The sequence below is a fragment of the Micromonospora sp. DH13 genome, from assembly GCF_020873825.1.
Lineage (GTDB): Bacteria > Actinomycetota > Actinomycetes > Mycobacteriales > Micromonosporaceae > Micromonospora > Micromonospora haikouensis.
Genome location: NZ_JAHWGR010000003.1, coordinates 118,324 through 134,643, shown reverse-complemented (window position 1 = coordinate 134,643; position 16,320 = coordinate 118,324). Strand labels below are relative to the sequence as shown.

General features: G+C 74.4%; 13 protein-coding genes. 3 read left to right on the top strand and 10 right to left on the bottom strand.

The features are described 5' to 3' along the window. Positions 1–109: 109 nt before the first annotated feature. From LPA42_RS04170 to LPA42_RS04145, 6 genes are all read right to left on the bottom strand, one after another. A complete protein-coding gene (locus LPA42_RS04170; RefSeq protein ID WP_077937127.1) occupies positions 110–1,294 on the bottom strand; it encodes a glycosyltransferase in 1,185 nt (394 codons plus the stop codon). Continuing rightward, positions 1,291–1,935, bottom strand: a complete 645-nt coding sequence (locus LPA42_RS04165; RefSeq protein ID WP_077937128.1) for a NeuD/PglB/VioB family sugar acetyltransferase — start codon at positions 1,933–1,935, stop codon at positions 1,291–1,293. The genes LPA42_RS04170 and LPA42_RS04165 overlap by 4 nt, the downstream gene beginning before the upstream one ends. Next, positions 1,932–2,573: a sugar transferase gene (locus LPA42_RS04160; protein ID WP_077937129.1), complete on the bottom strand. Its 642-nt coding sequence runs from the start codon at positions 2,571–2,573 to the stop codon at positions 1,932–1,934. The genes LPA42_RS04165 and LPA42_RS04160 overlap by 4 nt, the downstream gene beginning before the upstream one ends. Then, positions 2,570–3,703 (bottom strand): DegT/DnrJ/EryC1/StrS aminotransferase family protein, encoded by a 1,134-nt coding sequence (locus tag LPA42_RS04155; RefSeq protein ID WP_077937130.1) that lies wholly within the window; start codon positions 3,701–3,703, stop codon positions 2,570–2,572. Before LPA42_RS04155 ends, LPA42_RS04160 begins: the two co-directional genes overlap by 4 nt. A gap of 244 nt (positions 3,704–3,947) precedes the next feature. After that, positions 3,948–5,162: a glycosyltransferase gene (locus LPA42_RS34125; RefSeq protein ID WP_077937131.1), complete on the bottom strand. Its 1,215-nt coding sequence runs from the start codon at positions 5,160–5,162 to the stop codon at positions 3,948–3,950. Positions 5,163–5,196: 34 nt separating this feature from the next. Then, positions 5,197–6,540: a lipopolysaccharide biosynthesis protein gene (locus LPA42_RS04145; protein WP_077937132.1), complete on the bottom strand. Its 1,344-nt coding sequence runs from the start codon at positions 6,538–6,540 to the stop codon at positions 5,197–5,199. Positions 6,541–6,719: 179 nt separating this feature from the next. On the opposite strand from LPA42_RS04145, the gene LPA42_RS04140 reads away from it, so the two are divergent. Next, the gene (locus LPA42_RS04140) at positions 6,720–7,727 is read left to right on the top strand and encodes a DUF389 domain-containing protein (RefSeq protein ID WP_077937133.1); all 1,008 of its coding nucleotides are present in this window, start codon (positions 6,720–6,722) and stop codon (positions 7,725–7,727) included. Here the strand turns inward: LPA42_RS04140 and LPA42_RS04135 are convergent. Both LPA42_RS04135 and LPA42_RS04130 read right to left on the bottom strand, forming a co-directional pair. After that, complete coding sequence (locus LPA42_RS04135; RefSeq protein WP_198956509.1) at positions 7,690–8,124, bottom strand: hypothetical protein; 435 nt, start codon at positions 8,122–8,124, stop codon at positions 7,690–7,692. The two genes, LPA42_RS04140 and LPA42_RS04135, sit on opposite strands and share 38 nt — an antisense overlap. 110 nt (positions 8,125–8,234) lie before the next feature. Further along, positions 8,235–10,727, bottom strand: a complete 2,493-nt coding sequence (locus LPA42_RS04130; protein WP_077937143.1) for a Tex family protein — start codon at positions 10,725–10,727, stop codon at positions 8,235–8,237. Between the two features lie 123 nt (positions 10,728–10,850). Here LPA42_RS04130 and LPA42_RS04125 point away from each other — a divergent pair, with 123 nt between their 5' ends. Further along, complete coding sequence (locus tag LPA42_RS04125) at positions 10,851–12,362, top strand: deoxyguanosinetriphosphate triphosphohydrolase family protein (RefSeq protein ID WP_077937144.1); 1,512 nt, start codon at positions 10,851–10,853, stop codon at positions 12,360–12,362. A 66-nt stretch (positions 12,363–12,428) separates the two neighbouring features. Here the strand turns inward: LPA42_RS04125 and LPA42_RS04120 are convergent, their stop codons facing one another. Further along, on the bottom strand, positions 12,429–13,679 hold the full coding sequence (locus LPA42_RS04120) for a glycosyltransferase family 4 protein (RefSeq protein WP_077937135.1): 1,251 nt from the start codon (positions 13,677–13,679) through the stop codon (positions 12,429–12,431). 345 nt (positions 13,680–14,024) lie between these two features. On the opposite strand from LPA42_RS04120, the gene LPA42_RS04115 reads away from it, so the two are divergent. After that, complete coding sequence (locus LPA42_RS04115) at positions 14,025–15,038, top strand: polysaccharide biosynthesis protein (RefSeq protein ID WP_308291144.1); 1,014 nt, start codon at positions 14,025–14,027, stop codon at positions 15,036–15,038. 108 nt (positions 15,039–15,146) lie between these two features. Here LPA42_RS04115 and LPA42_RS04110 read toward each other — a convergent pair whose 3' ends face one another. After that, on the bottom strand, positions 15,147–16,310 hold the full coding sequence (locus LPA42_RS04110) for a DegT/DnrJ/EryC1/StrS aminotransferase family protein (RefSeq protein ID WP_077937146.1): 1,164 nt from the start codon (positions 16,308–16,310) through the stop codon (positions 15,147–15,149). Positions 16,311–16,320: the final 10 nt, after the last annotated feature.

Sequence of the window (16,320 nt, the reverse complement as noted above, 5' to 3'; positions counted from 1 at the left end):
GCGGGAGAGCGGTCGGCTCCCGCCACCGTCGTGCGTGGTGGCCGTGGCGTCGGCCGGGCCGCACCTGGCGGCCCGGCCGCGAGCGGGCGGCCACCGGTGGGCGCACCGCTCACCGCCGGGCCGTGGCCTCGCGTACCGACTGGTAGAAGGCGTGCCGCCGGGGCTCCAGGGAGTCGCGGGAGTAGCGCCGGGCGTGGGCGAGGTTGCGGGCCGAGGCGAGCGCCATCCGGTCCGGGTCGGCCAGCATCCGGGCGATCGCCTCCGCCAGCGCCGCCGGGTCGTCGGGGCCCACCAGGTCCTCGGGCGCCAGCAGCTCCGGGATCCCGCCGACGGCGGTGCCGATCGCCGGCAGCGCGCGGGCCATGGCCTCGATCAGCGCGCGGGGCAGCCCTTCGGTCCGCGACGGGACGACCGCCAGGTCGGCCGCGTCGAGGTGGGCGTACAACGGTGCGCCCGGGGCCACCCAGCCGGCGAACGTCACCCGGTCGGCGACGCCCCGCGCCTCGGCCAGGGCCGCCAGGTGCCCGGCGAACCGCCCGGTGCCGGCGTGGACGAGCCGGACGTCGACCCCGCGCGACACCAGCCGGGCCACCGCCTCGATGAGCGTGTCGACGCCCTTGTAGAGCTGGTCCAGCGTCCCGATCGAGATGAGCGTGCGGTCGCCCCCGGCATCGGCCCGGACGGCACGCGGTGCGGCGGCGAACGCCTCGGGCGGCAGGTCGATGCTCGACACGTTGACCGTCGGCGCGTGGGGGGCGGCCGGGTAGCGGGCCTGGAGATAGTCCGCCGTCACGTAGGAGACGGCGACCGCCGAGCCGCATTCGCGGCGCAGCCGGGTCGCGAAGCGCTGGCGCAGCAGGGGCCGTAGCGGATGCCGGACCACCCCCGGCGCGAGCACGTCGTACGGGTCGCCCACGACCTCCAGCGCGTAGGGCAGGCCGTGTCGGCGGCGGACGCCGGCCAGCAGGGATCCCAGCGCGGAGGGCACCCGCAGGATCACCGCGTCGTCGTCTCCGGCGGCGGTCGCCATGGCGCGGCCGATGGGCACCCGCTGGCGCAGGTACTGCTGCGGCCCGACATAGTGCGGCACCGGGTGCACCGTGACCCCGGGACCGTCGACCCGCAGCGCGTTCTCCGGCACCTGGGGCTGCGCGGCCACCCGGGCCACGACGCGCACCTCGTCGAAGGCCGTGAGGTAGCGCCGCCAGATGTCGTAGCCGTGCGCGTGCGTAGTCCAGACCCGACCGTCGGGCGTGGCGGCGTAGCGGTACTCGGTGGTGACGACGACCCTCACCTCGCCGGCACCCCCTTCACCACCACGCCGGCCGGCACGTCACGCACCACGCAGGCCGCCGCACCCACGGTCGCGCCCGCGCCCACCCGGAGTCCCTGCAGGACCACCGCGCCCGCCCCGATCAGCACGTCCGAGTCGAGCCGGCAGTCGCCGGAGACGGCGGCGAGCGGATTGACCGAGACGTGGTCGCCGAACACGCAGTCGTGGCCGACCGCCGCGTTCTGGTTCAGGTGCACGTGCCGGCCCAGCGTCACGTTGGTGGTCACCCGGGCACCGGCGAACAGCACCGTCCCCTCGCCGACGCGGGCGTCCGCGCCGAGGGTGGCGTCCGGGTGGACCAGCACCGCCGCCGGCAGCCCGTACGAGTCGACCCGGCGGGCGACCCGCCCGCGCGCCCGGGGATCGCCGACGCCGATCACCACGTGCGCGCCCCCGGCGTCGGCCAGGGACGACACCGGGCCGAGCCACGGCACGCCGAGCCGCTGCACCCGCTTGCGGTTCACCTCGGTCGGGTCGTCGTCGACGAACCCCCGCACGTGCCAGACCGGGCCGCCGCGGGCCGCCTCGTTGATGGCCCGGACGATGCCGAGGATCTCCCGGCCGTGGCCGCCGCACCCGACGATCACCAGCTCCGGGCTCACCGGGCGGGCTCCCGCGTGCGGTCGGGCACCGGGACGCCCCGGTACTCGTGGGCGGTCGCGCTGCCGGGCGCCGTGATGCCGTCGCGGCGCAGCACGGTGACCACCGTCCAGGCGAGAATGCGCAGGTCCAGCAGGAGGCTGCGGTGCTCGACGTACCAGACGTCGAGCACGAAACGCTCCTCCCAGGCGAGGGCGTTGCGTCCGCGTACCTGTTGCAGGCCGGTGACCCCCGGGCGGACCTCGTGGCGGCGGAACTGCTCGGCGGTGTAGCGCGGCACGTACTGCGGCAGCAGGGGACGCGGCCCGACGAGGCTCATGTCGCCCCGCAGCACGTTCCACAGGGAGGGCAGCTCGTCCAGGCTCGTGGCCCGCAGCCAACGGCCCAGCGGGGTGATCCGCCCGGCGTCCTGGATGGGGGACAGTGGGTCGCCGTCGGTCCGCATGGACCGGAACTTGACCAGCTCGAACAGCTCGCCGTGCAGCCCGGGGCGGGCCTGGCGGAACAGGACCGGCCGACCCATCGTCAGGGCGATGGCCAGGGCCGTCGCCCCCATCACCGGGGCGGCCAGGACGAGCACCAGGGCCGCCACGGTCACGTCCAGGACGCGCTTTATCCGCTCGTAGCGATGTCGGTTCATCCGCGTTCCTCCAGGAATTCTTCGAGCACCTCGACGAGCCGGTCGGTGTCGGCGTCGGTCAGGCTCGATCCGCTGGGCAGCGAGATGCTGCGCGCGAAGAGCCGGTCGGCGACGCCGGTGACCACGGCGTCGTGGCCGGCGAAGACCGGCTGGCGGTGCATCGGCTTCCACATCGGCCGCGTCTCGATGCCCCGCTGGGCCAGGCGGCGGCCCAGGTGCTCCGCCCCCCAGCCGGCCACCTCCGGGTCCACCACCACCGACGTCAGCCAGCAGTTGGCCCCGGGGTCGCCGTCGCCGACGATCCGGGTGCCGGGGACGGCGGCGAACAGCTTCGCGTACCGCTCCCGTAGCCGGCGGCGGCGCTCGATCATCTCGTCGAGCCGGCGCAACTGCGCCCGGCCGACGGCGGCGAGCAGGTTGCTCAGCCGGTAGTTGTAGCCCACGTCCCGGTGCTCGTAGTGCGTCACCGGCTCGCGGGCCTGGGTCGACAGGTGCCGGCAGCGGGCCGCGAGCGCCGCGTCGTCCGTCACCACCATCCCGCCCGCCGAGGTGGTGATGACCTTGTTCCAGCTGAAGGAGAACGTGCCGAGCTCGCCGAAGGACCCGGCCGGCTCGCCCTGCCGGGTCGACCCGAGGGCCTGGGCGGCGTCCTCCACCAGGGGCACTCCGGCTGCCCGGCAGATCGGGCGCAGCCGTGAGTAGTCCGCACAGGTGCCGTTGAGGTCGACCGACATCACGGCGGCGACCCGGGTGCCGGCGGCGGCCAGGCGGTCGAGCAGGTCGGCCAGCAGGTCCGGGTCGACGTTGCCGGTGGCGGGGTCGCTGTCGATGAAGACGGGCCGGGCCCCGGTGTAGACGGCCGCGTTGGCCGTCGCGGCGAAGGTGAGCGTCGGCACCACGACGACCGTGCCGGGTCCCGCGCCGCAGGCGAGCAGCGCCAGGTGCAGCGCGGCCGTCCCCGAGTTGACCCCGACGGCGTGCCGGACCCCCGCCCGCCCGGCGATCTCGGCCTCGAACGCCTCCGTCTCGGGGCCTGCCGGCCCCGGCCAGCCGGAACGGAAGGCGCGCAGCAGGAAGGACTCCTCGAGCGGGCCGACATCGGGCTGGAACAGCGCGATCCGGCCCGTCACGTCGGCTCACTCGGGGACGTGGCACGAGGCCGGAATGCGGGGCGGCGAGCGTTCATGGTGGACTCCTGTGACGATTAATGCGATATACCACTTTTATCAGTTTTGATCACAATAGAAGCGACCAATGGCCAAAGTGGCCGCACCGACCGCGTCTCGGCGAGCAGGTGTCGGACGCACGCCCCGCCCCGCCCGGCGGCGTGCCCCGCGCCCGGACATCCTCGGGCGGGGCGTGCTCCCGGGTCCCTCAGCGGCCGGCGGGCCTGCCCGCCCGCGCGGCGTGGGCGGCCCCGAGGTGGCGCAGGGAGCGGTAGAAGGTGGTACGCCGGGCGGCCAGCACGTCCGCCCCGAACGCGCGGGCGGCGGCGAGGTTGCGCGCCGACGCCTCGGTCAGCCGCCGCGGGTCGGACAGCATCCCCCGCAGGGCCTCCGCCAGCGCGGCGGGGTCGCCCGACCGCACCAGGCAGTCGGGCGGCAGCAGTTCGGGGATCCCACCGACGGCCGAGCCGATCGCGGGCAGACCCCGGGCCATGGCCTCGATCAGGGCCCGGGGCAGCCCTTCGGTGCGCGACGGCATGACGAAGAGGTCGGCCTGGTCGAGCCGCTGCCTGAGATCGTCGGAGGTGGGCAGCCAGCCGGCGAACTCGACCCGGTCGGCGACGCCCCGCTCCTCGGCGAGCCGGCGCAGCGTCGGGAGGTACCGGCCCCGGCCGACGTGCACGAGCCGGTGCGTCGTCGCGCCGTCGCGGAGGAGGGCCAGCGCCTCGATGAGGGTGTCGATGCCCTTGTACAACTGGTCGAGCGTGCCGACCGAGATCAGGACCGCCCGCTCCGGCGGGGCGTCGTGCGTCCGGGGAGCGGCCGCGAAGGCGGCGCGAGGCAGTTCGACGGAGGAGATGCCCTCGCTGAGAGATCCGTCCCGCGCCGGGTACCGCGCCTGGAGGGTGTGCCCGGTCTCGTACACGGCCGCCGCCGCCAGCCGGCACTGCCGCCGCATCGCGGCGGTGGCCCAGCGGCGCAGGACGGGACGCAGCGGGTGGTCGACGACTCCGCGCGACAACACGGCGTCGGGGTCGCCGACGACCTCCAGGCAGTAGGGCCGTCGTTGCCGGTCGAAGTGGCCGCTGATCGTGTTGGCGATGGGGGAGGGGACCCGGAGCATGACGACGTCGGCGTCCCTGGTGCCCTCCAGCGCCGTACGCCGGATCCGCGGTGCCCGGGTGAGGAACCCGCCCGCCCCCACGTAGTACGGCAGCGGCCACACCTCGACGCCCGGGCCGTCGACCCGGGCTACCCCCGCCGGCCGTTCCTGGACGTCCTGCACCCGGGCGATCACCCGGACCCGGTCGAAGGCCGCGAGGTAGCGGGTCCAGATGTCGTACTCCGGGCCGACCCCGATCCACACCCGCTTGTCGGGAGTGCGGATGAATCGGTACTCCGTGACGATGGCGAGGCAGGTCATCGGTAGCTCACTGTCCAGAATGTCGATTACGTGGTCAAGTGGTGACTTTCGGTACGGTACTTCGTTCCGGTGCCACCGGTCCTGCGGATGGCAGGTCCGGTGGCTCCTCGTCGCGCGGCACGCCGGACCCGCCTATCGCCCCGACCAGCGCGTGGCGCAGCAGCAGCGCCTTGGTGACGGCCTCCACCACCAGCGCCAGGACGACGGCTGACGCCGCGCCGATCAGCCCGTGCCGGGGGACCAGCAGCAGGCTCGCCACCGCGACGAGCCCGAGCGTGGGCAGGGTCGCCGTCAGGTGGTGCTGGAAGCGGTGCAGTGCCAGCAGCGCGGCGTTGACGAAGTACAGCGCGCCGCTGGCCCCGATGCCCAACGCGAGGACGACCAGCACGGGCCAGTGCCGGGAGTAGTCGCGCCCGTAGAGCAGCCCCAGCACCGCCTCGCCGGCCACCCGGGCGACCAACGCGCCCGCCAGCCCGAACAGCAGCGAGCCCAGCACGAGCCGGGCGACCAGGACGCGCAGCGCCCGCAGCTGCCCCGCGCCCGACAGTTCGGCCATCCGGTGCAGGAGCACCTGGTACATCGCGGCGTAGAGGAGGTTCGCCGCCATCGTCGCGTAGCTCAGCGCGGCGAACACCCCCAGGGCCTGCGTGCCCAACTCGTGCTGCACGACGTACATCGGCACGTTGCTCGTGAACGAGGTGAGGCTGTAGGCGAAGCCGACGGGCAGGGCGGTGGCGAACAGCCGCCGCTGTCGGCGCAGCCCCTGACTCCCGCCCGCTCCGCCGGCCCGCCGTAGGTCCGGACGGACCACCCACCGGGGGTAGGCGACGGAGCCGAGCGCCGAACCGGCGACCGAGCCGAGGGCCGCGACGGCGACGCTGCCGGTCGCCAGGAGCAGGCCCGTGGTGACGACGACCGAGAGCGCGGCGTTGAGGGCCATCGACAACCCGACGGTACGCATCGCGCGACGGCGTTGCAGGATGCCGAAGTAGATCTCGCCGACGGCGTCGAGCGCCTTCGCCACGCCGACGAGGAAGACGACAGGCCCACCCCCCGAGCCCATCGAGTACGCGACGACGCCGATCGCGAGGAGCGCCACCGCCATCCCGGCCAGCCGCAGCCGCAGGTATTCGTGGAACGTGAACCGGCTGGCCACGTCGGTGACCAGGACCGGCTGCAGTCCGAGCCCGCAGACCAGGACGACCGGCGCGCCGACGGCGAGACCGAGGGCGTACTGGCCCACCAGGCCGGGGCTGCCGGCCCGGGCGAGCACCGTGACGATCGTCCACTGCGCGAGCGAGGTCATGGCCAGGCCGGCGAGGAACCAGCTCACCTTCGACAGGCCGGACCACCGGCCGCCCGGCGCTGGGTTGGCCAACGTCGACCCCTTCGTCTCCGGTCGGACCGACGACGCAACCCCGCCCGCTCGCGGTCCTCATCCCACTAACCCCGGGGCCACGTGTCGCGTTACGGCCACGGCCGGCGGCGCGCGGAACGCCGGACGGGTATGGTGCTGCGCGGGGCGTAGGGCCCGGCCCATCTCCTGGGGAGCGAGCTGTGCTGCATCTGCGGGTGATCGTGCCCCGGGACCAGTCGTCGGCCGTGGTGGACCTGCTCGGCGCGGACCCGGGCGTGACCCACCTGGCGGTCCTGCCCGGCGCGGCCCGCCGGCCCCCGGGTGACCTCGTCTTGTGCGACGTGGTCCGCGAGCGGGCCGACGTCGTCCTGCACGACCTGCAACGACTCGGCGTCGAGGCGCGCGGCGGCATCGCCGCCGACGACGTGGAGCTGACGCTGTCCGCCGCCGCGGACCGGGCCGCCGAGGAGGCCCCGGGCAGCGGTACGGACGCGGTCGTCTGGGACGAGATCGCCGCGAAGACCGGCGAGCAGACCGAACTCTCCGCGACGTTCCTGGTGCTGATCGTGGTGGCCACCATGATCGCCGGCATCGGTGTGCTGCTCGACCAGCCGATCCTGATCGTCGGTGCGATGGTGGTCGGCCCCGAGTTCGGCCCGCTCGCCGCCCTCTGCGTGGCGTTGCTGCGTCGCCGGCCCGCCGTCGTCGGCCGTTCGGTGCAGGCCCTCGTGGTGGGCTTTCTCGCTGCCATGCTGGCCACCGTGCTGAGCACCTGGGCGCTGACCGCCGCCGGGCTGGTGGACCGGGGGATGCTGCTGGCCGACCGGCCGCTGACCGACTTCATCTGGCGGCCCGACGCGCTGTCCTGGGTGGTCGGCCTGCTGGCCGGCGTGGCCGGGATGCTCTCGCTGACCTCGAAGAAGTCCGGCTCGCTCGTCGGCGTGCTGATCTCGGTCACCACCGTGCCGGCCGCCGCGAACGTCGCGGTCGCCGCCGCCTACGGGGTGTGGCGGGAGGCGGCGGGCTCCGCCCTCCAACTCGTGATCAACCTGACCGCCATCGTGCTGGCCGGCCTGCTCACCCTGGTCGTGCAGCTCTGCTGGTGGCGCTGGGTGCAACGGCGGTTCGCAGGCAGCGTGCCCCGGCCGCGGTCCGGCCGCGCGGCGCGGCTCACCGCCAGTCGTCGCCCGCCTCGAGACGCAGGCTGAGCAGGGTCGCCAGGGGCACCGACTCGCCGTCCCGGCCGCCGCGCCCGACCACCAGCGGCGGCGGGGTGGGCTCCGGCTCCGCCCCGAACAACCGCGCCCGCAGGCTGCGCGGCACGGCGAGCAGATAGAAGCGACCCTCGGTGTCCACGGCGCGGGTGCGGGCCCGGTCCACGTACCAGCCGGTGATCCGGGTGCGGTAGTGGCCGCGACCGTCGTAGCCGACCGCCCGCAGCGGCTCGCTGCGCAGCCCGCGCCGCAGCGCCTCGGCGGCGAACCGGGCCACCAGCTCCGCGGCCTCCGCCTGCTCCGCGGCGCGCTGTTCGGCGTCGGCCGCCGCATGCGCCCGCACCGCGTGCCGCTGCCGCTCCCGCCACCGAAGGTCGTCGTCCTCACCCACGCCGCCGACGGTACGCGCGCGGTCACGCGCCCGTGTCATGGGCCCGCGTCCCCGGTCACGCCGCCGAGCCGAGTCGGTCACGACACCAGCTCGGCGGCGCCTCCGCAACCTCAGGCCAGGCCGGCGCGGCGCAGCGCGTCCGCCATGGCGTCGTTGGCCGGTGCCGGGGCTCTGCCGCCCCCGCGCCCCTGCCGCTGCGGCTGCCCGCCGCGCGAGCCGCCCCGGTCGCCGCGCGGGCCGTCCTGCCCGCCGCCGCGCTGTCCGCCGCCGCCCTGTCCTCCACCGCCCTGTCCGCCGCGCTGTCCTCCGCCGCGTTGCCCGCCGCCTTGTCCTGCGCTGCCGCGTTGCCCGCCGCCTTGTCCTGCGCTGCCGCGTTGCCCGCCGCCCTGCCCGTCGCCGCCCTGCCCGCCGGCGGGCGTCTCGTCGTCGAGCCGCAGCGTCAGGGAGATCCGCTTGCGCGGCACGTCGACGTCGAGCACCTTCACCCGGACCACGTCGCCGGACTTCACCACGTCGCGCGGGTCCTTGACGAACGTGCGGGACATCGCCGAGACGTGCACCAGGCCGTCCTGGTGCACGCCGACGTCGACGAACGCGCCGAACGCCGCCACGTTGGTGACCACGCCCTCCAGGATCATGCCGGGGGTCAGGTCGGAGATCTTCTCCACGCCGTCGACGAACGTGGCGGTGCGGAACTCCGGGCGCGGATCCCGGCCGGGCTTCTCCAGCTCCGTCAGGATGTCGGTGACGGTCGGCAGGCCGAACGTGTCGTCGACGAAGTCGGTGGCCCGCAGCCCGCGCAGGATGGCGCTCTGCCCGATCAGGGAGCGCAGGTCCTGGCCGGTGCGGGCCAGGATCCGGCGGACCACCGGGTACGCCTCCGGGTGCACGCTGGAGGAGTCGAGCGGGTCGTCGCCGCCGGGGATGCGCAGGAAGCCCGCGCACTGCTCGAACGCCTTCGGGCCGAGCCGGGACACCTTCTTCAGCTCGGCCCGGGACCGGAACGGGCCGTTGGCGTCCCGGTGCAGCACGATGTTCTCCGCGAGCCCCGCCCCGATGCCGGAGACCCGGGTGAGCAGCGGCGCGGAGGCGGTGTTGACGTCGACGCCGACGGCGTTCACGCAGTCCTCCACCACCGCGTCGAGGGAGCGGGAGAGCTTCACCTCGGACAGGTCGTGCTGGTATTGGCCCACGCCGATCGAGCGGGGGTCGATCTTGACCAGCTCGGCGAGCGGGTCCTGCAACCGGCGGGCGATGGAGACCGCGCCGCGCAGCGACACGTCCAGCCCCGGCAGCTCCTGCGAGGCGTACGCCGACGCCGAGTAGACCGACGCGCCCGCCTCCGAGACGACCACCTTGGTCAGCGTCAGCTCCGGGTGCCGCTTGATCAGCTCGCCGGCGAGCTTGTCGGTCTCCCGGCTGGCGGTGCCGTTGCCGATGGCGACCAGCTCCACGCCGTGCGCCCCGGCCAGCCGCGCGAGGGTGTCGATCGAGGCGTCCCACTGCCGGCGCGGCTCGTGCGGGTAGATCGTGTCCGTGGCGACCACCTTCCCGGTGGCGTCGACCACCGCCACCTTGACCCCGGTGCGCAGGCCCGGGTCGAGGCCCATCGTCGGCCGGGTGCCGGCCGGCGCGGCGAGCAGCAGGTCGCGCAGGTTGGTGGCGAAGACCCGCACGGCCTCCTCCTCGGCCGCCTGCCACAGCCGCATCCGCAGGTCCGCCCCGAGGTGGATGAGGATCCGGGTGCGCCAGGCCCAGCGCACCGTGTCGGTCAGCCACCTGTCGCCGGGCCGCCCCTGGTCACTCACCCCGAACCGGCCGGCGATCGCCGCCTCGTAGCGGGTCGGGCCGGTGACCGGGGCGTCGGAGTCGCCCTCGGCCTCCGGGTCCATCGTCAGGTCGAGCACGCCCTCCTTCTCGCCCCGGAACATCGCCAGGATCCGGTGCGAGGGCAGCTTCGCGTACGGCTCGGCGAAGTCGAAGTAGTCGGAGAACTTCGCGCCGGCGGACTCCTGGCCGTCGCGTACGCGGGAGACCAGCCGGCCCCGCGACCACATCTGCTCGCGCAGCGTGCCGATCAGGTCGGCGTCCTCGGCGAAGCGCTCCACCAGGATGGCCCGCGCGCCGTCCAGCGCGGCGGCGGCGTCGGCCACCCCCCTGTCGGCGTCGACGAAGCCGGCGGCCCGCTCCCGCGGCTCCTGGCCCGGGTCGGCCAGCAGCGCGTCGGCGAGGGGCTCCAGCCCGGCCTCGCGGGCGATCTGCGCCCGGGTACGCCGCTTCGGCTTGAACGGCAGGTAGATGTCCTCCAGCCGGGACTTCGAGTCGGCCGCCATGATCTGCGCTTCCAGGGCCTCGTCGAGCTTGCCCTGGCCGCGGATGGACTCCAGCACCGCGGCGCGGCGCTCGTCCAGCTCGCGCAGGTAGCGCAGCCGCTCCTCCAGGGTGCGCAGCTGGGCGTCGTCGAGCAGGCCGGTGGCCTCCTTGCGGTAGCGGGCGATGAACGGCACGGTGGCGCCGCCGTCGAGCAGCTCCACGGCCGCCCGGACCTGACGTTCGGCGACGCCGAGCTCGTCGGCGATCCGCTGGTGCACAGACTGGGTCACGATCTTCATCCGCCTTCGTGTGGGTTCCGCCCTGCATTGTGCCGCCCGCCCCCGACGCCGCGCGGCACCCCCGCCGGGGCCGAGCCGACGTGCGGTGCCACCGGCTGCGCTAGCGTGGCGATCATGGAACATCCCGCTGACCCGCGGGCGCGGCGGCTCTTCGGCGGCAGCGCGCGGGCCCTCGGCGACCTCGCCGCCAGCCCGTTCCGGGCCGACCGGGACCGGATCGTGGCCTCGCCCTTCTTCGCCCGGCTGGCCGGGGTCACCCAGGTGATCAGCCCCGGCGGCTCCGGCCTGCTGGTGCACAACCGGCTCACCCACAGCCTCAAGGTGGCCCAGGTCGCCCGCGCCATCGCCGAGCGGCTCACCGCCGACGAGCGGTGGCGGGACCTGCTGGACTCCCTCGGCGGCTGCGACCCCGACGTGGTGGAGGCCGCCGCCCTCGCCCACGACCTCGGGCACCCGCCGTTCGGGCACCTCGGGGAGCGGGTGCTCGACCGGCTGGCCCGCCAGCGGCTCGGCCTCGCCGACGGCTTCGAGGGCAACGCCCAGTCGTACCGGATCGTCACCAGCACCGAGATCCGCGGCGCGGCGACCACCGGCCTGGACCTGACGGCGGCGGTCCGGGCGGCCCTGCTGAAGTACCCGTGGACCCGGCTGGACCACCCGGACCCGCACCCCCGGCACCTCGTCCCGCCGCCCCGGGGCGCCGCCGTGCCCGCCGACGACCCGGACAGCGGGTCGGCGAAGTTCGGCGCGTACCGCACGGAGCTGGCCGACCTGCGCCAGGCCCGGGAGCCGTTCGCCGGGCGGATCGCCGACTGGCAGCAGACCGTCGAGGCGTCGGTGATGGACACCGCCGACGACATCGCGTACGCCATCCACGACGTGGAGGACTTCTACCGGGTCGGGGTGCTCCAGCAGGGCGCCGTCGCCGCCGAGCTGATGGCCTGGCAGCGGGAGGGCGATCACCTGCGGGCGGTCACCGGCCCCGCCCTGGACGGGGTGGGCCGCCGGCCCGGGGCCGCCATCGAGCGGCTGCGCCGGCAACTGCACCGCAAGGACGGCTGGATCGCCGACGACGAGGCGTTCGCCGCCGCCGTCGAGCACGTCCGGCAGGAGCTGGTCGAGGGGCTGCTCGCGCTGCCGTTCGACGGCTCGATCGAGGCGGAACAGTACGTGGCCCGGTTCTCCGCCCGGTGGACCACCCGGTTCGTCGACGCGATCACCGTGACCGAGGCACCCTCGGTGCGTTCCGGGCACGTGCTGCTCGCCCCGGCCCAGTGGCACGAGGTGCAGGTGCTCAAGTTCGTCCACCACCGGTTCGTGCTGGCCCGCCCCGACCTGGCCCTGCACCAGCGGGGCCAGGCGCGGCTGCTCGGCACCCTCGTCGAGGCGCTGTGGGAGTGGCTGCTCGACCCGGAGGAGGAGTCCCGACTGCCCCGCCGGCTGCACGACCTGGTCGAGCTGGCCGAGGCGGAGCTGCACCCGCGTACGCCGGACCGGATCGGCCGGGCCCGGGGCCGGGCCATCATCGACTTCGTCGCGCAGCTCACCGACGGACAGGCGGTCGCGATGCTCGACGCGCTGTCGGGCCGCTCCGGCGCGCTCTGGACCGACGCCTTCGTGCTCTGACCGCCCGCCGTCGGCGCGGCCGGGTGCCGTCGCGCCCCGCGGCCCGGCGGCGGAGGGACCCGGTGGCTAGCGTCCGCCGGTGGCCACGACGGATTCGAGGACGTCCGCGACGGCGACGGCCGAGCGCCGGTTGTCGAACCGTCGCACCATCAGGCTGCGGGCCGCCCGGCCGCGCCGGGGCAGCCGTCCGGCATCGAATTCCCGGTACGCGAGGCGGAGCGCGTCGGTCAGGGCCGGCACGTCGTCGGCCGGAACGATCCACCCGCTGTGCTCGTCGACCGTCTCGGGCAGGCCACCGGCATCGCTGACGATGCTCGGCACGGCCATCGCACCGGCCTCCACCGCCGCGCCGTGGCTCTCGCCGAGGGAGGGGCTGACGCTGACGTCGGCCGCCGCGTACCAGGGGCGTACGTCGTCTACGCCGGTGAGCCAGGTGATCCCGGGGTCCTCCGCGACGTCGAACCGGTCGAGCAGCCGGCGGCGGTAGGTCTCGCCCGCGTCGCCCCAGCCGTCACCGATGATCAACAGGTGCGCCTTCGGGTGGGTCGACCGGAACCGCCGCCACGCGGGCAGGAGCACGTCGTGCCCCTTGATCCCCCGTCCCCTGTTGACCAGCCGCCTCGGCGGGTAGACGTAGGCGACCATGACGGCCAGGAAGACGTCGTCGGCGATGCCCAGTTCGGCCCGGGCCTTGGCCCGCGCCTCGGCGTACGCCGGACCGCCGTGGCCGTCGGACCCGGGGTCCGGGTGGTCGTCAGGGCGCGGACCGGCCGACCAGTCCGGCCGGAACCGCTCGGTGTTCACCCCGTAGGAGGCCACCGGACGGCGGTGGGGCGGGCAGCCCATCGCCCCGTACCGGTTCGAGGCGTGCTGGCAGCCGCAGACGATGGCGTCGTCGAGCCGCCACAGCAGCCGCTCGACGAGGCGGATGGGGCGGGACTCCAGGTACGCCGGTCCGGCCACCATGTGCACGCGGCGCAGGGCCAGGCCCACGGTGGCGGCCCGGGCGGCGAAGGCGGAGGCGAGCAGGTGGTAGTGGAGCACGTCCGGGTCCAGCCGGCGGATCAACCGCCGCAGGCCGAGCAGGCCGGCGGGGGCGCCGGGGCCGACCCGGAAGTCGAACGGCGACTCGGCGACGCGTACGCCCCGTCGCCGTAGTTCCCCGGTGAGCGGCCCGTCCCCGGCGGGCAGGATCACCACGACCTCGTGTCCGCGCCCGCGCAGCTCGTCCACCTGCGGCAGGATCCACCTGCCGCCGGTGTTCGTCTTGAGCAGCACCGCGACGCGTAGCCGGTGCGACCTGCTGGGTGGACTCATGGCGGAGGTCCTTCTCCGGGCGGTGGGCGGGCGGGACGGTGGCGGAGGCGTCCCTGCTGGCGGCGAAGGGGCTCCCCTCCCGGTGAACGACCGGACCGCCCCCTTGGCCACGGCCGAAACACCGGGGGCGGTGGCCGGCAGGTCGCGCGGTCGACCACCGGCGACGAAGCGGACAATATGCACCTTTCTGGCGTTTCCCTGTACTCTGACCCTTCGTTGAACCGGGTGCCGTGCAGCTCGGCGGCCCGTGACCGTCCGCAGTGGCTGCTGCGCGGAGCCAGGAAGGCCGGCGCCGCTCCAAGAAATGGGAGAACTTGGATGACTTGCTCGACTGTTGGTCGCCGTGTGCTGATCACCGGAGGGACCGGCTCGTTCGGCCAGACGATGGTGCGGCGGCTGCTGGACCGCGATGTCGCGGAGGTGCGCGTCCTCAGCCGGGACGAGGCCAAGCAGGACGTCATGCGCCGAACCCTCGCCGACGACCGGGTCTCCTACCACCTCGGTGACGTCCGAGACCTCGACAGCGTCCTGCGCGCCACCCGGGGGGTCGACTTCGTCTTCCACGCCGCGGCGCTCAAGCAGGTCCCCTCCTGCGAGTTCTTCCCGCTGGAGGCGTTCCGGACCAACGTCGTGGGCAGCGCGAACGTGATCGAGGCTGCGGATCGGCACGGAGTCGGCTCCGTGGTGATGCTGAGCACCGACAAGGCGGTCCACCCGGTCAGCGCGATGGGCATGAGCAAGGGGATGATGGAGAAGCTGGCGCAGGCCCACGCCCGGGGCAGCTCGGGCGGCGCGACGGTCGTTTCCTGCGTCCGGTACGGCAACGTCATGTACTCGCGGGGATCGGTGATTCCGATCTTCATCGAGCAGATCAAGGCCGGGGTCGTGCCCACCGTCACCGATCCCGACATGACCCGGTTCATGATGTCGCTGGCCGACTCCGTGGAGTTGGTCGAGCACGCGTTCCAGCACGCCCACGCCGGCGACATCTTCGTCCGCAAGGCCGGCGCCTGCACGGTCGGGGACCTCGTCGTCGCCCTGTGCCAGCTTTTCGACGTGCCCCCGAAGTACGACGTGATCGGCGTCCGCCACGGCGAGAAGCAGTTCGAGACGATGGCCAGCCGCGAGGAGCTGGCCCGCGCCGAGGACTTCGGCGACTTCTACCGGCTGCCGGTCGACGCCAGGCGGCTCAGCTACGCGTCCTACGTCACCGAGGGCCGGATCGGACTGCCGGCGCTGCCCGAGCTCAGTTCCGCCACCGCCCGGCGGCTGGACGTGCCGGAGATCATGGAACTGCTGCTCACCCTCCCGCAGGTCCGGGCGGAACTGGCCCTGTGCGACCCGGCGCTGGCGGGATGACCGGCGCGTTCTGACCGGGACCCGGCCGTACTGACCGGACCCGGCCGGGCCGGGGATGCGGCGTTGCCCGCCTGCCCCACGCTGCCGCCCGGCCGGGTGCCGGGTGGGTCACCGGTGCCGGACGAGGAACTCCTCGACCAGCCCGAGGACGCGGTCGGCGTCGACGCCGGGGAGAGTGGACCCGCTGGGCAGCGAGATGCTGCCGGCGAAGAGTTGGTCCGCCGCCCCGGTCACCACCGCCCACCGGTCGAGGTGGGCCGGCTGCCGGTGCATCGGCTTGAACATGGGCCGGGTCTCGATGTCGTGCGCCGCCAGGTGTTCACCGAGGTCGCGGGCCCGCCAACCGGCCGTCGCCGGATCCACCACGAGCGAGGTCAGCCAGCAGTTCGAGCCGGCGTCGCCGTCGCCGAGGATGCGCGTACCCGGCACCGAGGCGAAGACCTTGGCGTAGTGTTCCCGCATCGCGCGCCGCCGTTCGATCATCCCGTCGAGGCGGCGCAACTGGGCCCGGCCGAGGGCTGCGAGCACGTTGCTCAGCCGGTAGTTGTAGCCGACATCGCGGTGCTCGTAGTGCGCCACCGGCTCGCGGGCCTGCGTCGAGAGCCGCCGGGCGCGGCTGATCAGCCCGGAGTCCTCGGAGACCAGCATGCCGCCGCTCGACGTCGTCATGATCTTGTTGCCGTTGAACGAGAAGATGCCCACCCGCCCGAAACTCCCGGCGTACCGCCCCTGGTACGTGGAGCCGAGGGCCTGGGCCGAGTCCTCGACCACCGGCACGCCCGCCGCCGCGCAGACCGGCAGCAGCCGGGCGTAGTCGGCGCAGGCGCCGTTGATGTCCACCGCCACCACGGCGGCGATCCGCCGGCCCCGGCGGCGCAGGTCGTCGAGCAGGTCGGGCAGCAGGTCGACGTCCAGGTTCCCGGTCGCCGGGTCACAGTCGACGAAGACCGGCTCCGCGCCGGTGTACGTCACCGCGTTGGCCGTCGCCACGAACGTCAGCGTCGGCACCACCACGACCGTCCCGGGCCCCGCGCCGACCGCGAGCAGGGCGAGATGCAGCGCGGCCGTCCCGCTACTGACCCCCACCGCGTGCCCGCAGCCCACCCGCTCGGCCACCTCACGCTCGAAGGCGTCCAGGTCGGGACCGGCCGGTGCCACCCAACCCGACCGCATCGCCGCGACGACGAGGGCCTCCTCGGCAGGACCGACGTCGGGCGGGGAGAGGTGGATCCGCCGGCTGGCAGGTCGGCCTTCGCAGTACTGGTCCACCATCAGGGCCTCC